The following is a 17,436-nucleotide window of genomic DNA, read 5'->3' as shown; positions in this document are numbered from 1 at the left end:
CCCACCCGGCGGTGATTACGCAAAAGCACAAGACGTCAGGCTGAAAACCCGGATAATGGCCGCCAATTCGTTTCTGCTCTCTGGTAAACCCGCATGGAAATCAAGGTCAACTTTCTCGACAACCTTCGACTTGAAGCCAAGTTCGACGACTTCACGGTGATCGCCGATCAGCCCATCCGCTATAAGGGCGATGGCTCGGCACCGGGGCCGTTCGACTACTTCCTCGCGTCGTCGGCCTTGTGCGCGGCTTACTTTGTGAAGCTGTATTGCGAGACGCGTAACATCCCGACCGACAATATTCGCCTGTCGCAGAACAACATCGTCGACCCGGAAAACCGCTACAACCAGATCTTCAAGATTCAGGTCGAATTACCGGCGGACATCTCTGAAAAGGATCGCCTGGGCATTCTGCGTTCGATTGATCGCTGCACGGTGAAGAAGGTCGTGCAGACCGGTCCCGAGTTTGTGATCGAGGAAGTCGAAAACCTCGACGCCGATGCGCAGGCGCTGCTGATGCCGCATTCGACGTCGGAGGCGGGCACTTACATCGTTGGTAAAGACCTGCCGCTTGAGCAGACCATCGCCAATATGTCGGGAATCCTCGCGGATCTGGGGATGAAGATCGAGATCGCCTCGTGGCGCAATATCGTGCCCAACGTCTGGTCGCTGCACATCCGTGACGCGCACTCGCCGATGTGCTTCACCAACGGCAAGGGCGCGACCAAAGAGGGCGCACTGGCCTCGGCACTGGGCGAGTTCATCGAGCGCCTGAACTGCAACTTCTTCTACAACGATCAATTCTGGGGCGAAGACATCGCCACCGCCGAGTTCGTGCATTACCCGAACGAGCGTTGGTTCAAACCCGGCCCGAAAGACGAGTTGCCGCCAGAGATTCTCGACGACTACTGCCTGGACATTTACAACCGCGACGGCGAACTCAAAGGCTCGCACCTGTACGACACCAACTCCGGCAACACCCAGCGTGGCATCTGCTCGCTGCCGTTCGTGCGCCAGTCGGATGGTGAGGTGGTGTACTTCCCGTCGAATCTGATCGAAAACCTGTTCCTGAGTAACGGCATGAGCGCCGGCAACACTCTGGCTGAAGCCCAGGTGCAATGCCTGTCGGAGATCTTCGAGCGCGCGGTCAAACGCGAAATCCTCGAAGGCGAAATGGCCCTGCCGGACGTGCCGCAGGAAGTACTGGAAAAGTTCCCGAGCATTCTCGCCGGGATCAAAGGTCTGGAAGAGCAGGGCTTCCCGGTGCTGGTGAAGGATGCGTCGCTGGGCGGTGAATTCCCGGTGATGTGCGTGACCCTGATGAACCCGCGCACCGGTGGTGTGTTCGCCTCGTTCGGCGCGCACCCGAGCCTGGAAGTGGCGCTGGAGCGCAGCCTGACCGAGCTGCTGCAAGGCCGTAGCTTCGAAGGCTTGAACGATTTGCCGCAACCGACGTTCTCCGGCCAGGCAGTGACCGAACCGAACAACTTCGTCGAGCACTTCATCGACTCCAGCGGTGTGGTGTCGTGGCGCTTCTTCAGTGCCAAGTCTGACTTCGAATTCGTCGAGTGGGACTTCTCCGGTCACGGCGAAAACTCCAACGCCGAAGAAGCCGCAACGCTGTTCGGCATTCTTGAAAACCTGGGCAAAGAAGCCTACATGGCGGTCTACGACGATCTCGGCGCCAACGCTTGCCGGATCCTGGTGCCGGACTACTCGGAGATCTACCCGGTCGACGATCTGATCTGGGACAACACCAACAAAGCCCTGCAATTTCGCGCCGACATCCTCAACCTGCACAGCTTGAGCAAGGTCGGCCTGCGCAACCTCGCCCAGGGCCTGGAGAACAGCGAGCTGGATGATTACACCGACATCACCACGCTGATCGGCATCGAGTTCGACGACAACACGCCGTGGGGCAAGTTGACCATTCTGGAGCTACGCCTGCTGATCTGCCTTGCCCTGCAGAAATTCGAGCAGGCCAAGGATCTGGTCGAAGCTTTCCTGCAGTACAACGACAATACCGTCGAGCGCGGCTTGTTCTATCAGGCGGTGAATGTGTGTCTGGAAATGGAACTCGATGAAGACCTGGAACTGGCCGATTACGAAGCCAACTTCCGTCACATGTTCGGCGACGAGCGCATGGACGCGGCGATTGGCTCGGTCAACGGCAGTGTGCGTTTCTACGGTCTGACACCGACCAGCATGAAGCTTGAGGGGCTGGATCGGCATCTGCGTCTGATCGACAGTTACAAGAAGCTGCACGCAGCAAGGGCGAATGCGGCGGCGTTGAAGCGCTGATAGCAGACGGTCACTTCTGCTGAGTAAACCTGTAGTGAGGGGATTTATCCCCGATGGCGCGCAAAGCGGGCCCGGCTTCTTCAACCAATAAAGAAGCGGGCCTGCTACGCAGTCCATCGGGGATAAATCCCCTCACCACAAATAAGTATTGTGGGGACAGGGAGATTCAAGGATTGAAGAGAATGTCGTGCAGCTGGTCACTTTCTGGTCACTTCAAAAGTTCATGAGCAAGACTCATCAATTGCGCCGATCAAGAATCAGCGCGTTGCCTCAGGGAGCACTGGGTCCCGGATCCATCGTGTGAAACGCACCGTCTGCCCCTTTGGCACAGAATTGTTTCGGCACTGGCGTTTCTACGGTGCTAGTGCCGACAACGGAAAGCGCGTTCAACTCGACGATGCAGCCTGCGCTGAAGGTGCTGAGTTTGACGATCTTCAGTTGCATCTCATAGTCCTGCCCCGGCTGCGGAATGAACGACACCGGTTTGGGCGAACAGGCGATTGAACCCACCATGCCAAAGACCGCCAGGAACGGTTTATTGGCTTCTACCACGTACTCGTCGAACTGTTTGGTGGTGCTGTTGATTTGTCGGGTGGTCTGGCTGGCCGGCATGCCGACCACACTGTTGCGATGGTCCGAATCCCTGAATGGATAGACCCCTGAACTGTCGTTATGCGCCATCTTCCAGCCGGACTCCTCAGGCGAACCTCCCTTGAATGTTTCATTCATGAACTTCTCACAGCTTTGACCGTTGAAGTATGCGCCGTGGGCGTTATCACCGGTGATCAGTCGTACCCGGGCACTGTTGGCCGGATCGTACTTGGCCGCTTCGGTCTCGTTGCGGATGTCGATTTTACTGGTGGCGCAGCCGATGAGAGTCAAGCTGAGGGCGAGTGGGAGAAGCTGACGCATGGATGACCTTTCTGATCTGGAAGGGATTGGGCGCTGCACCCGCATTCTCGGGAAGAGACCGGGTACATGAGGAGCGCCCGGTTTATAGCGGCCTGATGGCGTAAAGGTTTAGAAGAAAGGGCGCTGAAGCGGTGCTTACGGAGTTGACCGGCTGGCTCAGCGTGCCTGGAAAATTGTCCAGCATGGTGCGATCAGCGTTTGCACTGCGCCTGCACCACCTGACAGGTGTTCGGCGTCCCTCCGGAGCGGCTCGCATAGCGCATGCAGTTATTCATCGACTTCTTGCGCGCCATGCTCAAGGTGTCGCCCCAGGCCAGACCACCTTCGCCGGAAGTCGGCACGGCTTTGGCGTAGCAGTTCGAGCCGTTGGTGGCGTAGCGTTTGCTCGAACAGCCGGCCGTCAGCGCCATGCCGGTGGCGAGCAGGGTCAGTAGCACCCAGGACGAGCATTGGCGTGCAGTGATTGTGGTCATCCGGGTTCCTCGTTGAGTCATGCGCCTCAATGGCCTCGCTGACAGGCGTTGGGCATTATCCAGCAATCGACATAAGGAAGCGTCCCCAATGCGTGCACCCACACTACACCTGATGTGCGGCAAGATCGCCTCGGGCAGATCCGCTGGACCAATCACTGGCTGAGCGAGTGTCGCACTGCCTGCATTATCTCGAAGTGGATGACGCCACCTGCCGTGCTCGGTTGCCTGCACGCAACGCACTGGCCGAGCATGAATTCGCCGCTTCGGGTGTGGAGTTTGATTTAATCACTCGATACTTTAAGGTGCCGGAGGTAGGCGAGGGGCTGGAGATTCTCATGCACCGCAATCGCCAGCAGGGCTGGCTCTCACAATGATCTCAGTGACCCACCGCATGACCCTGCAAGAGTGAGCCTGCTCGCGATGGGGCCCTGTCAGGCACCCTGCAGACTTTGCTGCACAAACCGCTCGATCAACCACCGCGCCGCCGGCCCCGGTGGCAGGTCGGTGCGGTAGATGACATCGAACGGGTAGATGCCGCTCTGGTACTCCGGCAGGTTCAAGCGCACCAGGCGGCCAGACTGCAAATCCTCTTCGACCATCGGCAACGGCATATTCCCCCAGCCAATTCCTTCGCGCAGCAACATGTGCTTGGCACCCAGATCCGCCAAGCGCCAGGTGCGGTTGCTGAGGACGGCGAAGTCGCGATCCTTGGTCAGTTGTGAACGGTCGGAAAGAACCAGTTGCGTCAATTCACGCCCGGCCCCCGGTGTGTTCGCCTCACCCGAAGCCAACGGATAATTCGGTGCCGCCACCGGAATCAGCTCGACATTGCCTGCGCCAATCCGCTCGACCGCATCGATGCCTTCGTTCATTGGCCCACTGACGCCAATGATCGCCCCGCGATTGATCACTCGCTCCGTCACCGCCCCCAACGCCTCCATGTGCAAGTGCAGGGCGACCGTGGGAAACGCCTCGCGAAAGGACTTCAACGCATCCACTACCCGCTGCGGCGGTAGCATCACGTCCAGCACCACGTGCACCTCAGCCTCCAGCCCCTGCAACAGGCCTTTGACCTTGGCGCGTAAGCCATGCACGCCGTTGGCGATGGTGCGCGCCTCTGCCAGTACGGTGCGGCCGGCCTCGGTAAGTTGCGGTTTGCGCGTGGTCTGGCGATCAAACAGCGTCACCCCAAGCTGTAACTCCAGGTTGGCCATCGAATAGCTGATCACCGACGTCGCACGGTGCAGCTTCCTCGCGGCGGCGGCGAAACTGCCCAGTTCCACCACCGTCAGAAACACCCGCAATTGATCCAGCGTCGGCGTGCCCGGGTCCGAAATCATGGCTGCTATCTCCTCATCATCAGCGAACCGGCATCGTCGCTGAGCGGCGTCAGCTTGTCTATTTTCTAGAACGTAATGATCGAAATTAGTCGGCTATTCAGATTAGCTGGCCGGGCGCACCATTTCCTCACTCGGACGATTCATCTCGGATCGCCCCACCTTTGAAGGAAATACCATCATGACCACCACTGCAAACATCGCTAAAACCGCTACTGAACAAAGCCGCAATGACATCACTCAGGCCTCGGCCTCGTTGGTCGGCCGCGTTCTGCTCAGCGCGATCTTCATCCTCTCCGGTTTTTCCAAACTGGCCGCCCCGGCGATGATGATCGGTTACATCAGTTCTGTCGGTCTGCCATTGCCACAAGTGGCGCTGGCGCTGGCAATCATCGTTGAAATCGGTGGCGGCCTGGCGCTGATCGCCGGTTACCGCACCCGTACCGTTGCCGCTGTGTTGGCGGTGTTCAGCGTGGTCACGGCGCTGGCATTCCACAATGCGCTGGGCGATCAGAACCAGTTCATCCACTTCTTCAAGAACATCGCCATGGCCGGTGGCCTGTTGCAAGTGGTCGCGTTCGGTGCCGGTCGTTTCAGCCTTGATGCCCGTCGTCGCTGATCACGCGCTAATTCCTTCAACCGATCGAGGTCTCCCATGAAAGCCATCCGCGTGTACGAATACGGCAACCCCGAAGTGCTGCAACTGGAAGAAGTCGCCGACCCTGTGGCCGGTGAAGGTGAAGTGTTGATCGAAGTCGCCGGGGCAGGGGTCAACCCGATCGACTGGAAGGTGCTTTCCGGGGCGATGAAAGCGTTCATCCCACTGCCGCTGCCATTCACCCCGGGCGTTGAAGTGTCTGGCAAGGTGATCGCCACCGGCCCAGGCGTGAGCGAATTCAAGCTCGGCGATGAAGTGTTTGGCTTCATCAACATCGTCGGTGGCTATGCGAGCAAAGCCGTGGCCCCGGTGGCCAAACTGGCACTGAAACCGCAATCGCTCAGCGCCTTGCAGGCTGGCGCCGTTCCGGCCACCGCGCTCACCGCGTGGCAAGCGTTGACCGAGCACGCTGGCGTTCAGCGGCTGCAGAAAGTGCTGATCCACGCAGCCGCCGGTGGCGTGGGCAGCATGGCGGTGCAGATCGCCAAGTACCTGGGCGCCGAAGTCATCGCGACCGCTTCGGCCAGTAACCATGCCTATCTCACAAAGCTCGGTGCTGATCAGGTGATCGACTACACCACCGTGGCGTTTGAAGAGCGGGTATCCGAGGTCGACGTGGTGCTCGATCTGGTCGGCGGCGACACCCAGAACCGTTCGTTTCGCGTGTTGAAACGCGGCGGGCTGCTGGTCTCGCCGGTCAGTGGGCCGAGCATGACTCTGGCCAACGACCATGGCGTGACGCCGATCAACTTCGCCACTCGTTCCGATAGTGCGCAGTTGTCGCTGATTGCCGAACTGTTTGATCGCGGCCACCTCACCGTCGACGTCGAAGTGTTCCCGCTGAGCGAGGCGAAACGTGCACTCGAAAAAAGCCTGAGCCGCCGTGGTCATGGCCGGCTGGTCCTCGATGCCACGAAGTAACCGCCGAACCCCTGTAGGAGCTGCCGCAGGCTGCGATCTTTTGATCTTCAAAAGCAAAAGATCGCAGCCTGCGACAGCTCCTACAGTTTTTTGTTAACCACGGACAAGAAACGCAGCCCATGGCCCGATCGCGCAGCCATTTTCTTGCGCAGTCGTTCTGTCATATTCGGTATCAGTTGATTGCAGATAGTAGCCAGCCCAACACTAATTCCAATGAGGCTGCACTGTGTTTCAACGTCTTGTGTGTTCGCTGTCCGTTCTGAGCCTGTCCATCGCTGCTGCCCACGCTGCCGAGACCGTCGTGCTCGACACGCCGCGCCTGCAAAGCATCGACAACTTCCGTGATGTCGCCGGGCTGACCACCGCGTATTCCACGGCCCACGATGGCACGATGCGCGGAGGCGTGTTCTACCGCTCCAACGCGATCACGCCGTCGGCAGCGGATCTGGCGACCCTCAACAGCCTCGGCATCAAAGCCGTCTACGACCTGCGCACGCCGAGCGAAATCGCTGGTACGCCGGACACAATGCTGAGTGGCGCGACCTACCAGAACATCGACATCATCGGCAGCACCACCTCGGGCGCGAACATCACCACCGTGTCGTTCAAAAGCGCCGCCGATGCCATCGCCATGATGGAACAGACCAACCGCGCTTTCGTCAGCGACGCGGGGATGCGCGGGCAGTTCGGCAAGTTGTTCAACGAACTGGCCAGCACCGACGGCGCGCAACTGTTCCATTGCACCGCCGGCAAGGACCGTACCGGCTGGACGGCCGCCGTGCTGCAGAGCATCGCCGGCGTCGACAACGCGACCATCATGGCCAACTACCTGGCGACCAACGACTACACCGCCGCCCGCGTCGCCGCGACCCTCAAAGCGTTGCCGCCGAGTATGGCCTCGATCTATGCGCCGCTGCTGGGCGTACAGGCCAGCTACCTGCAGGCCGGTCTTGATGAAGTCACCGCCGAATACGGCAGCATGGACAACTACCTCAAACAAGGCCTCGGCCTGTCGCAGGAAACCATTTATGTGCTGCGCGGCAAACTGGTCGAGTACAACAGCCTGCCGGGGCAGGCCGGATTGGTCGGCAACGCCGCTGCCGGTGCCGAATTACTGCGTCAATTGCAGAACACCAACCTGTCTGGCACCTACAGCGCCTACAACTATTATCTGCAATCGGCGATCGACGCCGGCACCCTCGGCGGTGTCGAAGCTCAGGTCGGCGGCCAGGTTCATGCCGACGCCGCCAGCTACCTGCTGCGGCAGAACGCGCTGATCGAACAAGCCGCCGCCCCCTACGCCAGCGGCTCCGACCTGAAAATCGGGCAATACCGGTTGTGGACCACCGCGCTCGCCGGTTACCTCGGCACTGACGGCTCGTCCCACGCCGAGAGCAGCAACGAACACAGCCAAGGCCTGATGGTCGGCATCACCCAGCGCTTCTCCGAACAACTCAGCGCTCGCGGCGGTTTCGGCTACAGCAAAGGCACCGTCGGCGGTGCGGGCGGCGAGGCTGATACCGACTTCACCTTCTTCAACCTCGGTGCGCGCTACGGCTTCACCAGCCTGGAACGCGGGCTGTTCGTCGACGCCAATGCCAGCGCCGGCTACGTCGATTACGCCAGCAAACGCGAACTCGGCGGCGGCCTCGGCACCGCCAAGGGCGACACCCACGGCAACCTCACCGGCGCGACCTTGGCGCTGGGTTACCGCGCTCCGGTCAACGGCATGATTCTCGAACCCAGCCTCGGCGTGCGCATCAGCCACCTCGACCTCAAAGGCTTCCAAGAGAAGGGCAGCGAACTGTCCCTCGACGTCGACGACAACACCGCCACCCGCCGCAGTGCCGTCGCCAACCTCAACGTGGCGTTCGCCCCGGTGGCGATGGGCGCCTGGCAACTGGTGCCAGGCGTACAAGTCGGCTACGAGCGCACGCTGGGCAACAACGACGTCAACAGCCAGGGTCACCTGCTGGGCCTCGACATCGAACAACGCGCCGCCTTCGACAACCGCGACCAGTTCAGCGGCGGCGTCAACCTGATGGCTAGCCTTGGCGCTGTCAGCGTCGGCGCAGAAGTCGGTGCCAGTGGCGGTGGTGACAGCCACGGTTTCAGCGGCAGCCTCAAGGCCAGTTACGCGTTCTAAATGACGGGATGACAATCAGGTCAAGGATGACCGCTATTCACAAAGCACCAGCAAAAACGGGTGAAGGCAGGGGATTGGCAACCCTGATTTACCGCCTAACCCTGTGGGAGCGAGCCTGCTCGCGAAGGCGTCATGTCAGCCAACATCACCGTCAACTGACCCACCGGCACCTTGCCTATAAACCGATCAACCCCGCCGCCTCAGCTGCGCCGGACTCACCCCATACGCCTGCTGAAAATACTGACAAAACCGCCCGACATTGCTGAAGCCAAAGCGCAACGCCACCTCCGTCACTGACGCAGAATGCCGCTGCCTCAGCGCCTCGAAAGCCCGCGCCAGCCGCACCTGCCGCTGATACGCCACAATCGACATCCCGACAAACCGCCGAAACCCCTCCTGCAATGCGCGCTGACTGACATTGCTCAACCGCGCCAGCTCTACGCCACTGACCAATTGCTCCGGATGCGCCTGAATGAACGCCATCGCCAACTTCACATGCCGCGGCGCCACTCTCGGCGCCGGCTGGCGCAACGCCTCGGTAAAATTGTGCGGCCACGCCTCCAGCACCGCATCAATCAACATCTCACGCAACCGCGACGGCATCAGCGTGCCGCTGTTGAGCAACAGATCAAACTCCGTGCCCGTCGCCAGATCAATCAACGCCTTGATCCCGCCATACGCCGCCGTGTGCAGATCCACCACCGGCTCAAACACAATCTTCTGCACAACCGGCCGCCCCAACAACGCCGCCAACCGCTCCGTGAGCTGCGCCCGACTCACCGAAATCCCGTGCTGCGCATGATCGTCGAGAAACCGCATCGATCGGATGTCCGCCTTATCAATCGCCAACCCCACCTGCGCCACACCGACGGACTCGGTGCGGTGGTTGAACACAATCTTGCCCGCCGTGGTAATCACGAAAGTGATCTCGTCCTGCGGGTCGGGGAAGGTGACGGTGAAATCACCGTGGTAATGCATACGCCGGAAACTCACGCCGTCGTGCCTGCCGTAGACACCGCCGATGATGATGCTGGAAGGGATCGGCGGGGAGTCGGCGTAGCGATTGCCGAAGAACCGGGAGAAGAGGGCGCCGAAGTCTTCGGCGTGGAGGTTTTCGGAGCGGAGGATGATTGTTTGGCGGGGTGGGACGACGGAGTACACCTTGGGTCGGTCCTTGGGTTTGGAGGCTACATTTAGTTTTGGGGAGGTTAGCAGGTTGGGATGACAGGCATATGATCGTTGCGTTTAACGATTAAAGTGTAAATCGTGAGCTTAGTTGAATTGCAACCAACGTCAGAAACGACTACAAATATGGTTCTTGAGGCAGATTGCTATCACAAGGAGGGTGTTATGGGGAGCTCTGGATCTGGGCGTTTTTCGGACTATCCTGGTACGAAGGCCAAGGAAGTCGTTGGTGAAGGCACGGGGGTTGAGGGAGGCACAAGCGGCATTGATAAATGCACCCAAGCATTTCATGTGCTTTTGGAAGACGTTGGTAATAGTCAGCTTTACTCGCGATCTGGAAGCGTCCCATCTCCAAAGACTCAATTGGGGATTCTCTTCGACGGACAGCGCGTTTTTGCCGTCGACCTGAACGGTGTAAAGGTGGGGGCCCTTCCTACCGCGTACAACTATCTTGTTGCATGCATGGACAGCGGCGTTAATTATTTGGGGATAGTTAGTTTCTCTGCGGCTTTGCCCGTGCCGACTGTCGAAGCTGATTTCGTACCGCAATGATGGTAGGAATTACTGAAAGCGTATTGGTGGTTGGTGAGCTTGTTATTGATTACACCCTTGGCCGAAATGGCGTTATGTGCAAGCTTCGCTTGGGGGGGGGTGGCACATGCGGCGAGAGGACTATGGGCTGCAGGGGTCGAATACGCTGTTGCCGTATTCTGTCCGCAATATCTAGTGGAAGAAGCTCAACAATATTTAAGGGAGATCGGTTGTCGCGAATTCATTTGGATCGGAGACGTAATGGGTGCTCCCAATGTCATCGTTATTGATGATGTAAAGGAAATCGGGCACCAAGGATACGAAGATCTTATGCGTGAAAGAAAGGTCCTGAAGCTTCGTGAACCGCTCCCTTCATTAAACGCCTACCTGAAGGTTGTCGTGTTTTCGGGCAGGTTCGACCTTCAGTTTCTTGCTCTAGCGCTTTCTGAAGATGCGCGCGTTTCATTTGATGTTGCTTATGATCTTGATGATCTTTCATTACTTGCATCTTTTAGAGATCGCCTTCAAGCAGTCATTATTTCGACGTCATCATCTTTGTTTATGAGGTTAGGGCATGAAGATGTAGGTGGTCTACTTGCAGAAGTTAGAGCCCTATCCCCCGAGGTTTTATTACTAAAAGAGAATCGTGGTGGGAGTCGACTCTTTGACATGCGCGATGAGAGCGTTCAACAGATTCCGGCTTCGCTGGGCCGTACGATGAACTCTGTCGGCGTTGGTGATGTTTACTCTAGCGTTATGGTGGCCTATTCACAAAAAGGGTGGAGAGAGGCTGCATGGCGTGGATCGCAAGCTGCGACCGTATATGCGCAATCTACATTTCCAGATGACATTAAACGTGATCTACAGCGTAACCTTCGGCTCAGCTTGAAAACTGTGCAAGCATTGGGAGGTACATCTCTTTCATGGCATGAACGTCAGAGTTACGCGATTTACCTAGCAGGCCCGGACTTTTCTTACGTTGCAAAACCAGAGCTTGACCAGGCGGTGGAAAGTCTCAGTTACCACAACTTTAGGGTTCGCCGACCGATACTAGAAAATGGTGAGTTGGAGAGGCCTGCTACAGAGGGTGCTCTTCGTCTGACCTATCATTTGGATTACCAGTTACTTAAGGACTGCGACGTGGTGTTTGCTGTTCCGCTTGATCGTGACCCTGGGACACTCGTAGAAATTGGGATGGCTATAGCGATGGGAAAAAAGGTAGTCACATATGATCCTCGGTGCGAAAACGAAAACACAATGGTGATGGTCGGTTGCTCCGTCTACTCCGCAGACCTTGATACGTGTCTGAACGGTACTTTCCGCGTAATTGCTGACTTAGGGCGCGAAAATCCATGAAAAGGGTACTGCTAATGGCTTCTGGCGGATTGGATTCAACCACCGTCGGATATCAGCTCGTCGCCGAAGGCGTTGAAGTGGTTCCAATTTTTTTTGACTACGGGCAACATTGCGCCGCTTTAGAGTGGGAGCGCGTGAATGAGGTTTTCCCATCTGTAATGGAACCGCCGGAGCGCTATAACATTTCCGAGGTTTTCCGAGGGTCTCAATCCCGATTGATTCGTGAGGCGAACCTCTGGACAGAGGAGGTGAAGGATGATGACCTTTACATACCATACCGGACGATGCTTTTTTTCGCAGCTGCGGCTGCGCGAGCCCAAACCACGGGCATTCTCGATGTCTACACTGGTTTTATAAACAGTAATCATGCTAAAGAAATCGATTGCACCGCCGCATTTATGAATAGTCTTGATGGGCTAACCTCCACAATAGGTCCTGTACGATTTCACTCGCCATTCCGGTACTCCTCCAAAAGTGATGTGGCTACTGCTGCTGCTTCCCTTGGTGTACCAATTGGACGTACTTATTCCTGTCAGGCGTCATCCCACTTTCCGTGCGGTGCTTGTCCAAATTGTGTTGAGCGCTTGAACGCGTTAAAAGAGGCTAATTTAGTATGAATAATCCACTCGTCGAGGTTCTCCTCGTAGCGCGTCTCATCGCCAACCGAGCGAGAGATGAGGGCGCGCTCTTCGACGAGAAAAATCCGCGTGCCACGTGCGATCATCTTGGAGCTGTGCTTGCCGACTCTATTCTTCAGGCCGGTCTAAATTATATGACAGTTGTACGGCCTCGCGTTCTTGAAATACTTAAGGTATATCCGAGCCGAGATACCATTTCCTCATTGATTTCTTTGATCAAAACAGGCGAGGTCGGAGCTTTTTTACAATGGCGACATTTCGAGAAAATCAGCCGTTTTGAATCCCTTGTGTTTTTTTTGAAAGAGAAAGGTATCGAAGATGTGCAGGATTTACGCTTAGCATTGTCCTCCTCTAAGTTTTGTGAAGACATTCAGACGGTAAATGGCGTCGGTCCCAAAACTGTTGACTATATGGCATGTCTCGTTGGTATCGACTCAATCGCGGTTGATCGGCATGTCCGCGCTTTTGCTCGAGCGGTCGGAGTTGATAATGACGATTATCATTTTCTTCGTAAGTCATTTTGCTGCGCAGCCGATCTACTGTCTCTTCCCCGACGCGAGTTCGACGCTTGGCTTTGGCGTCGAGCCGCTGCACCGTTTCAGGAACAGTTGTTATTAGCAGTTTGAAAATATTTTATTCAAATTATTGAATAGGCTAATTGTAGTTAAGTCTCTTCGAGCTCTACGTGCGTTTGGTAACCGCTAATCGATTTCCTCTGCTGCGCAGGTCTAGCTAGGGCCTTATAAGGCCCATTTACTATGCAGCAGCAATTAATTCGTCGCCAATTCCAGCAGCATCACCTCCTGCGCAATGCGCAGTAGCGTCTAGCAAGTCGGTCCCTCTATCAGCGCAGCTATATCCCCCAACGTCACCCTCGCCGAACTCAGCGATTCACGGGAGAGAGGGGAGCGTATTTGTTTTGCAGGAAATAATCTGTCCACTTTTATTGAAATAGCTAAAGTGTGTGCGTCAGACTTACACTTCTAATCTAAGCAGTCTTGATTGGGGTGGTCGGTTAAATTCTGCCGATCAGTGCTTAGGAATTAGCTCGATCCTAAACGAGTCGAAAGAGGACAGATTGATAAAGGGTAAGTATGTCTCCTTTTTGTTTTTCTGATCTATGATCCTAAGAGCTAAGCCGACACCGCTTCAGGATCGTTATCGTCTTCGGGTTCAAACGCTGCTATATTTGTTGCGGTTTGCGGTGAAACTTCATCAAAGCTTTCTAGGATCTCTATTAGCTCATGCTTGGCTAAATCGGCAGTAATTAGGATTGAGTCATTTAATTCTGCGTCTACGTTGTGAACAATGATGTCGCGAGCAAGCTGTATTTTTATAAGTTCTTTCGCTAGCTCGGAAGATATAACGTCTTCCTCAACTAACTTGTCGATGATGAGGCGGGTTGATGTTTTATTTTTTATTAGTTTTCTAGCTTGCTCATGATTCAGTGCATTCATTCCCGTCTCGATAAGCAGTTGCTGTATAGAGATCCAAATAGAGATGAGTTCTGCATGGGTGCTGTTAACTGTTGTGGCAATGTTCTCCGCAACCTCTTCTTTTTGTTCTGGAGACATATAGATACTGTCAAGTTTACTTAAGGCTTCGCCTAGTTTTTCTTTAACCTCTCCAGAAATTCTTAAAATATTGTCATAGTCGTCATGGCCAATGAAATTGTTGTGTGCTACAAGACATCTCAGCTCATATAACTTTGCCCAGCGAGTTTGTAAGTATTCGCTTTTGCAGCTGACTATAGGTTGAAAGTATCGTTCCCAGTTTGATGTTGGAACAAGCTCTTTTAGTTCGTCAATATTTATTTCGCTGGCGGACAGGGCTGAACGAACTTTTTCCATTAGTTTTGAGGAGTTGGCAGTTGAATAGGGCTTAAATAAAAAATCTGAAAGTTGAATGAAGTCGGTTTCAAATAGGTAGTTGTTGCCAGCTGCATTTTTCTTTGTTTTAATCGACTCAGAAACTTCTCTAGGCACCGCTTCTTTTGTCCAGCCTAACCCGATTTTCGTAAGCATGAATTTTGTTATGAGCTTTCGCATCATGTTTTCAATTTCATGAATTACTGGGTATGCATCAGATGACAAACTGCTACTCACGTCGTCCCAAAGCACTTCCACTGGCCTTTCAGCTGCTTTAGCCAAAATTGTTCTAATAGATTTGAGCAACGACAGGAATACGATTACCTCGCTTTTGTTTTGGCAGCCCAAGCGGACGTGGAAAAATACATGGCTGTTATTTTGAATTTCACCTTGTTGGACGTCATATTCAAATCTGAACCCTTCGAAAATTAGTCCTTTGGGTTTTATTTCGATACTGCCATATGATTGTATTAAGTTATTAAATGCGGAAATTGAATTGCAAAAACCTTCCTTGGAGTTGATTATCGCAAGGTATTCGACTTTGAGGTTTTCCATGACCATTTCTTTGCTAAGGTGATGGATGTGATAGTAGCGTTTTGAAATCTTCATGTCATCGACATGCTTCGATATAAATGCAAAGGCCCCCTTAGCGAGGTCGTCGTCGCCAGAAAGGGCAACTCATCTCAGTCCATCGGCACAACATTATCCAACGCCTGATTCACCGCCAATTCCCCCAGCATCACCACTTGCGCAATGCCCAGCAGGGTCTTGCGAATCGGGCCCTCAACCAGCGCCGCGACGTCCCCCAACATCACCGTCGCCGAACCCAGTGATTCACTGGCGTTCGCCAGCAATTCCTCGGTGGAGATTTCGGGATTGACGAGGAACAGGGTGTTGGGTGTGTAGGGCGTCGCCATGATTGGGCTGGCGGGGTTCAGGTAGTGGTCGAGGGCGCGTTCGGCGGCTTCGCTGAGTTTTCGGGAATCGGGGGATTCGTAGGGTGAGACCGTTTCGGTTTCGGGCGGATTGGGCGTTACTTTGAACATAGGTGAAGCTCCAGGATGAATAAAGTGGAGCCATCACCTTCGCTACCAAACGAAGGGTGGTGGCCAAACGCAGGTTGGTAGACCGGTCACCTGGATACCCGGCGCATCCGAAGATGCCCTACGCATGGCCACCATAAAAACAGCGGACGAGACCGTCCCTGCAAATAGGATTGCTATGCGACAGGTAAGCCGGGCTACCAAACCCGATCGCTGCTTTTCAGCGACCGAACCACGATAGAACCCGCACTCTGGGCGCACAAGCCGGCGGATTCTGGCGTAGTCGTAGGCAATGGCGCAAGGCGTTGTAGCCTGGGATGACGTTACGGCGAGTGTTTTTAAACGTGTGCGGGGAAAGGACTAAACGTGAAGGTTTTCGGGGCTGCGCTTTTCGTGAATGGATGGTTTGGCAAAGAGGAAAGCGGGGCAGTGCGATGTCGCTAAATCCCCTCGCGACGAGGATAGTTGTTGTGTGGAAATCAGAGGCTTCGGAGGATGGAGCTGACTCAGGTTCATCGCTGACTGGACTGACGCCTTCGCGAGCAGGCTCGCTCCCACATGAGGTTGGCGGTGTACACCCATGGTGTGGTCGATACGAAACCTGTGGGAGCGAGCTTGCTCGCGAATGGCCTGTCCACAGTTCTCAGGACTTATTCATCACCATTCTGGACACAGTGTTTGTCCAACCGACCGATTTTTGTCGTGCGCTTCAATCCCTAACATCGTCTGCAACCCGTGACACAACACGGTTCCCCACGAGACGGTGAACATCATGAAACTTGCAAAAATCGCTCTTCTTCTGGCCTTTGGCGGTATCGGCCCGCAGGCGTTTGCGGCGGATGAAACCGCGCCAGTCGAGGCGTACAACGCCGCCGCTCACCTAGACATCGCCCACGTGGTGTCGATCTCCGACGCGGCCAATCAGTGCGGCGCGGTGCCGGTGCAGATGACTTATGAAGACTCGAACGGCGCGCAACATGTCGTGCAATACCAAGTGATGGGCAGCGGTTGTTCCAACGGTTGATGTCGGTGCAGGCGCTGGAGGGGCGACACTCCAGGTCTGCGGCATTAAGCCTTGGCGAGTTCTTTGGCCCCGGCGATGTCTTCATCGGACGCCAGCAGTTGCGGAATGGCGGTTTTCAGGAACTCGACCCAGGTCTTGATTTTGGCGTCGACGAATTTGCGCGACGGGTAAATCGCAAACAGGTTGTATTCCTCCAGGCGGTACTGCGGCAGGACGCGCACCAGTGTGCCTCCGACCAATCCTTCGACGGCTGACGCCAGCGGCTGAATGCCGATGCCCATGCCATTTCTGATCGCCGTAGCCATGCCGTCGGCGGTGTTGATGTGGAAGGGCGAGTCGGGGATATTCTGGGTTTCCATGCCCTGTGGCCCTTCGAACACCCAGTTGTCTGCGGGCATCACCGTGTTGACGATGCGCAGGCAATCGTGCGCGGCGAGGTCGGCAGGTGTAGCGGGGTGGCCGCGTTTGGCCAGGTATGACGGCGATGCACAGAGAATGCTGTAAGTGGTGCCGAGGCGTTGCGCGACGAAACCGGAGTCCGGCAGGTCGCGGGCGAGGACGATCGACATGTCGTAGCTTTCTTCGAGCAGGTCGGGCAGGCGGTTGCTCAGGGTCAGGTCGAACATCACCGTGGGGTGAATCTCGCGGTAGCGGGCAATGGCATTGATCACGTAATGATTGCCGATGGCGGCCATGGCGTGGATCTTCAGTCGCCCGACCGGCAAGGTCTGGGCGGTGCCGGCTTCTTCATCGGCGTCGCGCAAGTCATCAAGAATTTTTTCGGCGCGCTGCAAATAACGTACGCCGGCTTCGGTCAACGCGAGGCGGCGGGTGGTGCGGTTGATCAGGCGCGTGTGCAGCCGGGTTTCGAGGCTGGAGACGGCTTTCGATACGTTGGTCGTGGTGGTGTCGAGCACGTCGGCCGCGGCGGTGAAGCTGCCGCTTTGGGCCACGGCGACGAAGCAGCGCAGGGTCTGAATAACGTCCATCGTTGTTGTTGGCTCTGTGGATGGGATGGCCATTCTAGAGTTTGCCGTGGCGGGTGT

At 55.9% G+C, this 17,436-nt stretch carries 16 protein-coding genes and 1 pseudogene; 10 read left to right on the top strand and 7 right to left on the bottom strand.

The annotated features are described in order from the left end of the window. Positions 1-93: 93 nt before the first annotated feature. Positions 94-2,298 (top strand): OsmC domain/YcaO domain-containing protein, encoded by a 2,205-nt coding sequence (locus tag AC193Q_RS08060; protein ID WP_483879404.1) that lies wholly within the window; start codon positions 94-96, stop codon positions 2,296-2,298. 270 nt (positions 2,299-2,568) lie between these two features. Here AC193Q_RS08060 and AC193Q_RS08055 read toward each other — a convergent pair whose 3' ends face one another. Continuing rightward, the gene (locus tag AC193Q_RS08055; RefSeq protein WP_121185854.1) at positions 2,569-3,210 is read right to left on the bottom strand and encodes a hypothetical protein; all 642 of its coding nucleotides are present in this window, start codon (positions 3,208-3,210) and stop codon (positions 2,569-2,571) included. A 191-nt stretch (positions 3,211-3,401) separates the two neighbouring features. Continuing rightward, positions 3,402-3,683 (bottom strand): hypothetical protein, encoded by a 282-nt coding sequence (locus AC193Q_RS08050; protein ID WP_121185852.1) that lies wholly within the window; start codon positions 3,681-3,683, stop codon positions 3,402-3,404. 158 nt (positions 3,684-3,841) lie between these two features. Here AC193Q_RS08050 and AC193Q_RS08045 point away from each other — a divergent pair. Beyond that, positions 3,842-4,057, top strand: a pseudogene (locus tag AC193Q_RS08045) (ATP-binding protein); the annotation flags it as partial. 57 nt (positions 4,058-4,114) lie between these two features. On the opposite strand, the gene AC193Q_RS08040 reads toward AC193Q_RS08045, so the two are convergent. Further along, positions 4,115-5,023 (bottom strand): LysR family transcriptional regulator, encoded by a 909-nt coding sequence (locus AC193Q_RS08040; RefSeq protein ID WP_121185850.1) that lies wholly within the window; start codon positions 5,021-5,023, stop codon positions 4,115-4,117. Positions 5,024-5,201: 178 nt separating this feature from the next. Between AC193Q_RS08040 and AC193Q_RS08035 the strand changes: the two genes are divergently transcribed. From AC193Q_RS08035 to AC193Q_RS08025, 3 genes are all read left to right on the top strand, one after another. Next, positions 5,202-5,639, top strand: a complete 438-nt coding sequence (locus AC193Q_RS08035; RefSeq protein WP_121185848.1) for a DoxX family protein — start codon at positions 5,202-5,204, stop codon at positions 5,637-5,639. Positions 5,640-5,675: 36 nt separating this feature from the next. Next, positions 5,676-6,599, top strand: a complete 924-nt coding sequence (locus AC193Q_RS08030; RefSeq protein ID WP_121185846.1) for an NADP-dependent oxidoreductase — start codon at positions 5,676-5,678, stop codon at positions 6,597-6,599. A gap of 226 nt (positions 6,600-6,825) precedes the next feature. Beyond that, a complete protein-coding gene (locus AC193Q_RS08025; protein ID WP_121185844.1) occupies positions 6,826-8,745 on the top strand; it encodes a tyrosine-protein phosphatase in 1,920 nt (639 codons plus the stop codon). A gap of 186 nt (positions 8,746-8,931) precedes the next feature. Here AC193Q_RS08025 and AC193Q_RS08020 read toward each other — a convergent pair whose 3' ends face one another. Further along, on the bottom strand, positions 8,932-9,906 hold the full coding sequence (locus AC193Q_RS08020) for an AraC family transcriptional regulator (RefSeq protein ID WP_121185842.1): 975 nt from the start codon (positions 9,904-9,906) through the stop codon (positions 8,932-8,934). A 105-nt stretch (positions 9,907-10,011) separates the two neighbouring features. Between AC193Q_RS08020 and AC193Q_RS08015 the strand changes: the two genes are divergently transcribed. Genes AC193Q_RS08015 through AC193Q_RS08000 form a run of 4 tightly spaced genes read left to right on the top strand, consistent with a single transcriptional unit; the run spans position 10,012 to position 13,081 of the window. Continuing rightward, positions 10,012-10,482: a hypothetical protein gene (locus AC193Q_RS08015; protein ID WP_217325297.1), complete on the top strand. Its 471-nt coding sequence runs from the start codon at positions 10,012-10,014 to the stop codon at positions 10,480-10,482. Between the two features lie 33 nt (positions 10,483-10,515). Continuing rightward, positions 10,516-11,817 carry a nucleoside 2-deoxyribosyltransferase gene (locus tag AC193Q_RS08010; RefSeq protein WP_483879403.1) on the top strand — a complete coding sequence of 434 codons (1,302 nt, stop codon included), beginning with the start codon at positions 10,516-10,518 and terminating at the stop codon, positions 11,815-11,817. Then, positions 11,814-12,434: a 7-cyano-7-deazaguanine synthase gene (locus AC193Q_RS08005; RefSeq protein WP_080963239.1), complete on the top strand. Its 621-nt coding sequence runs from the start codon at positions 11,814-11,816 to the stop codon at positions 12,432-12,434. The genes AC193Q_RS08010 and AC193Q_RS08005 overlap by 4 nt, the downstream gene beginning before the upstream one ends. Continuing rightward, positions 12,431-13,081 (top strand): HhH-GDP family DNA glycosylase, encoded by a 651-nt coding sequence (locus AC193Q_RS08000; RefSeq protein ID WP_047291395.1) that lies wholly within the window; start codon positions 12,431-12,433, stop codon positions 13,079-13,081. The genes AC193Q_RS08005 and AC193Q_RS08000 overlap by 4 nt, the downstream gene beginning before the upstream one ends. Before the next feature lie 507 nt (positions 13,082-13,588). On the opposite strand, the gene AC193Q_RS07995 is transcribed toward AC193Q_RS08000, so the two are convergent. Together AC193Q_RS07995 and AC193Q_RS07990 are read right to left on the bottom strand one after the other, a co-directional pair. Continuing rightward, positions 13,589-14,878 carry a HepT-like ribonuclease domain-containing protein gene (locus tag AC193Q_RS07995; RefSeq protein ID WP_047291398.1) on the bottom strand — a complete coding sequence of 430 codons (1,290 nt, stop codon included), beginning with the start codon at positions 14,876-14,878 and terminating at the stop codon, positions 13,589-13,591. 128 nt (positions 14,879-15,006) lie between these two features. Continuing rightward, complete coding sequence (locus AC193Q_RS07990; RefSeq protein ID WP_121185840.1) at positions 15,007-15,369, bottom strand: DUF6124 family protein; 363 nt, start codon at positions 15,367-15,369, stop codon at positions 15,007-15,009. A gap of 769 nt (positions 15,370-16,138) precedes the next feature. On the opposite strand from AC193Q_RS07990, the gene AC193Q_RS07985 reads away from it, so the two are divergent. Continuing rightward, a complete protein-coding gene (locus AC193Q_RS07985) occupies positions 16,139-16,390 on the top strand; it encodes a DUF2790 domain-containing protein (protein WP_121185838.1) in 252 nt (83 codons plus the stop codon). Between the two features lie 44 nt (positions 16,391-16,434). Here AC193Q_RS07985 and AC193Q_RS07980 read toward each other — a convergent pair whose 3' ends face one another. Then, positions 16,435-17,379: a LysR family transcriptional regulator gene (locus AC193Q_RS07980; protein ID WP_121185836.1), complete on the bottom strand. Its 945-nt coding sequence runs from the start codon at positions 17,377-17,379 to the stop codon at positions 16,435-16,437. Positions 17,380-17,436 lie beyond the last annotated feature (57 nt).

This window comes from Pseudomonas sp. F2 (genome assembly GCF_057174385.1).
This window is presented reverse-complemented; position numbering and strand designations above follow the sequence as displayed.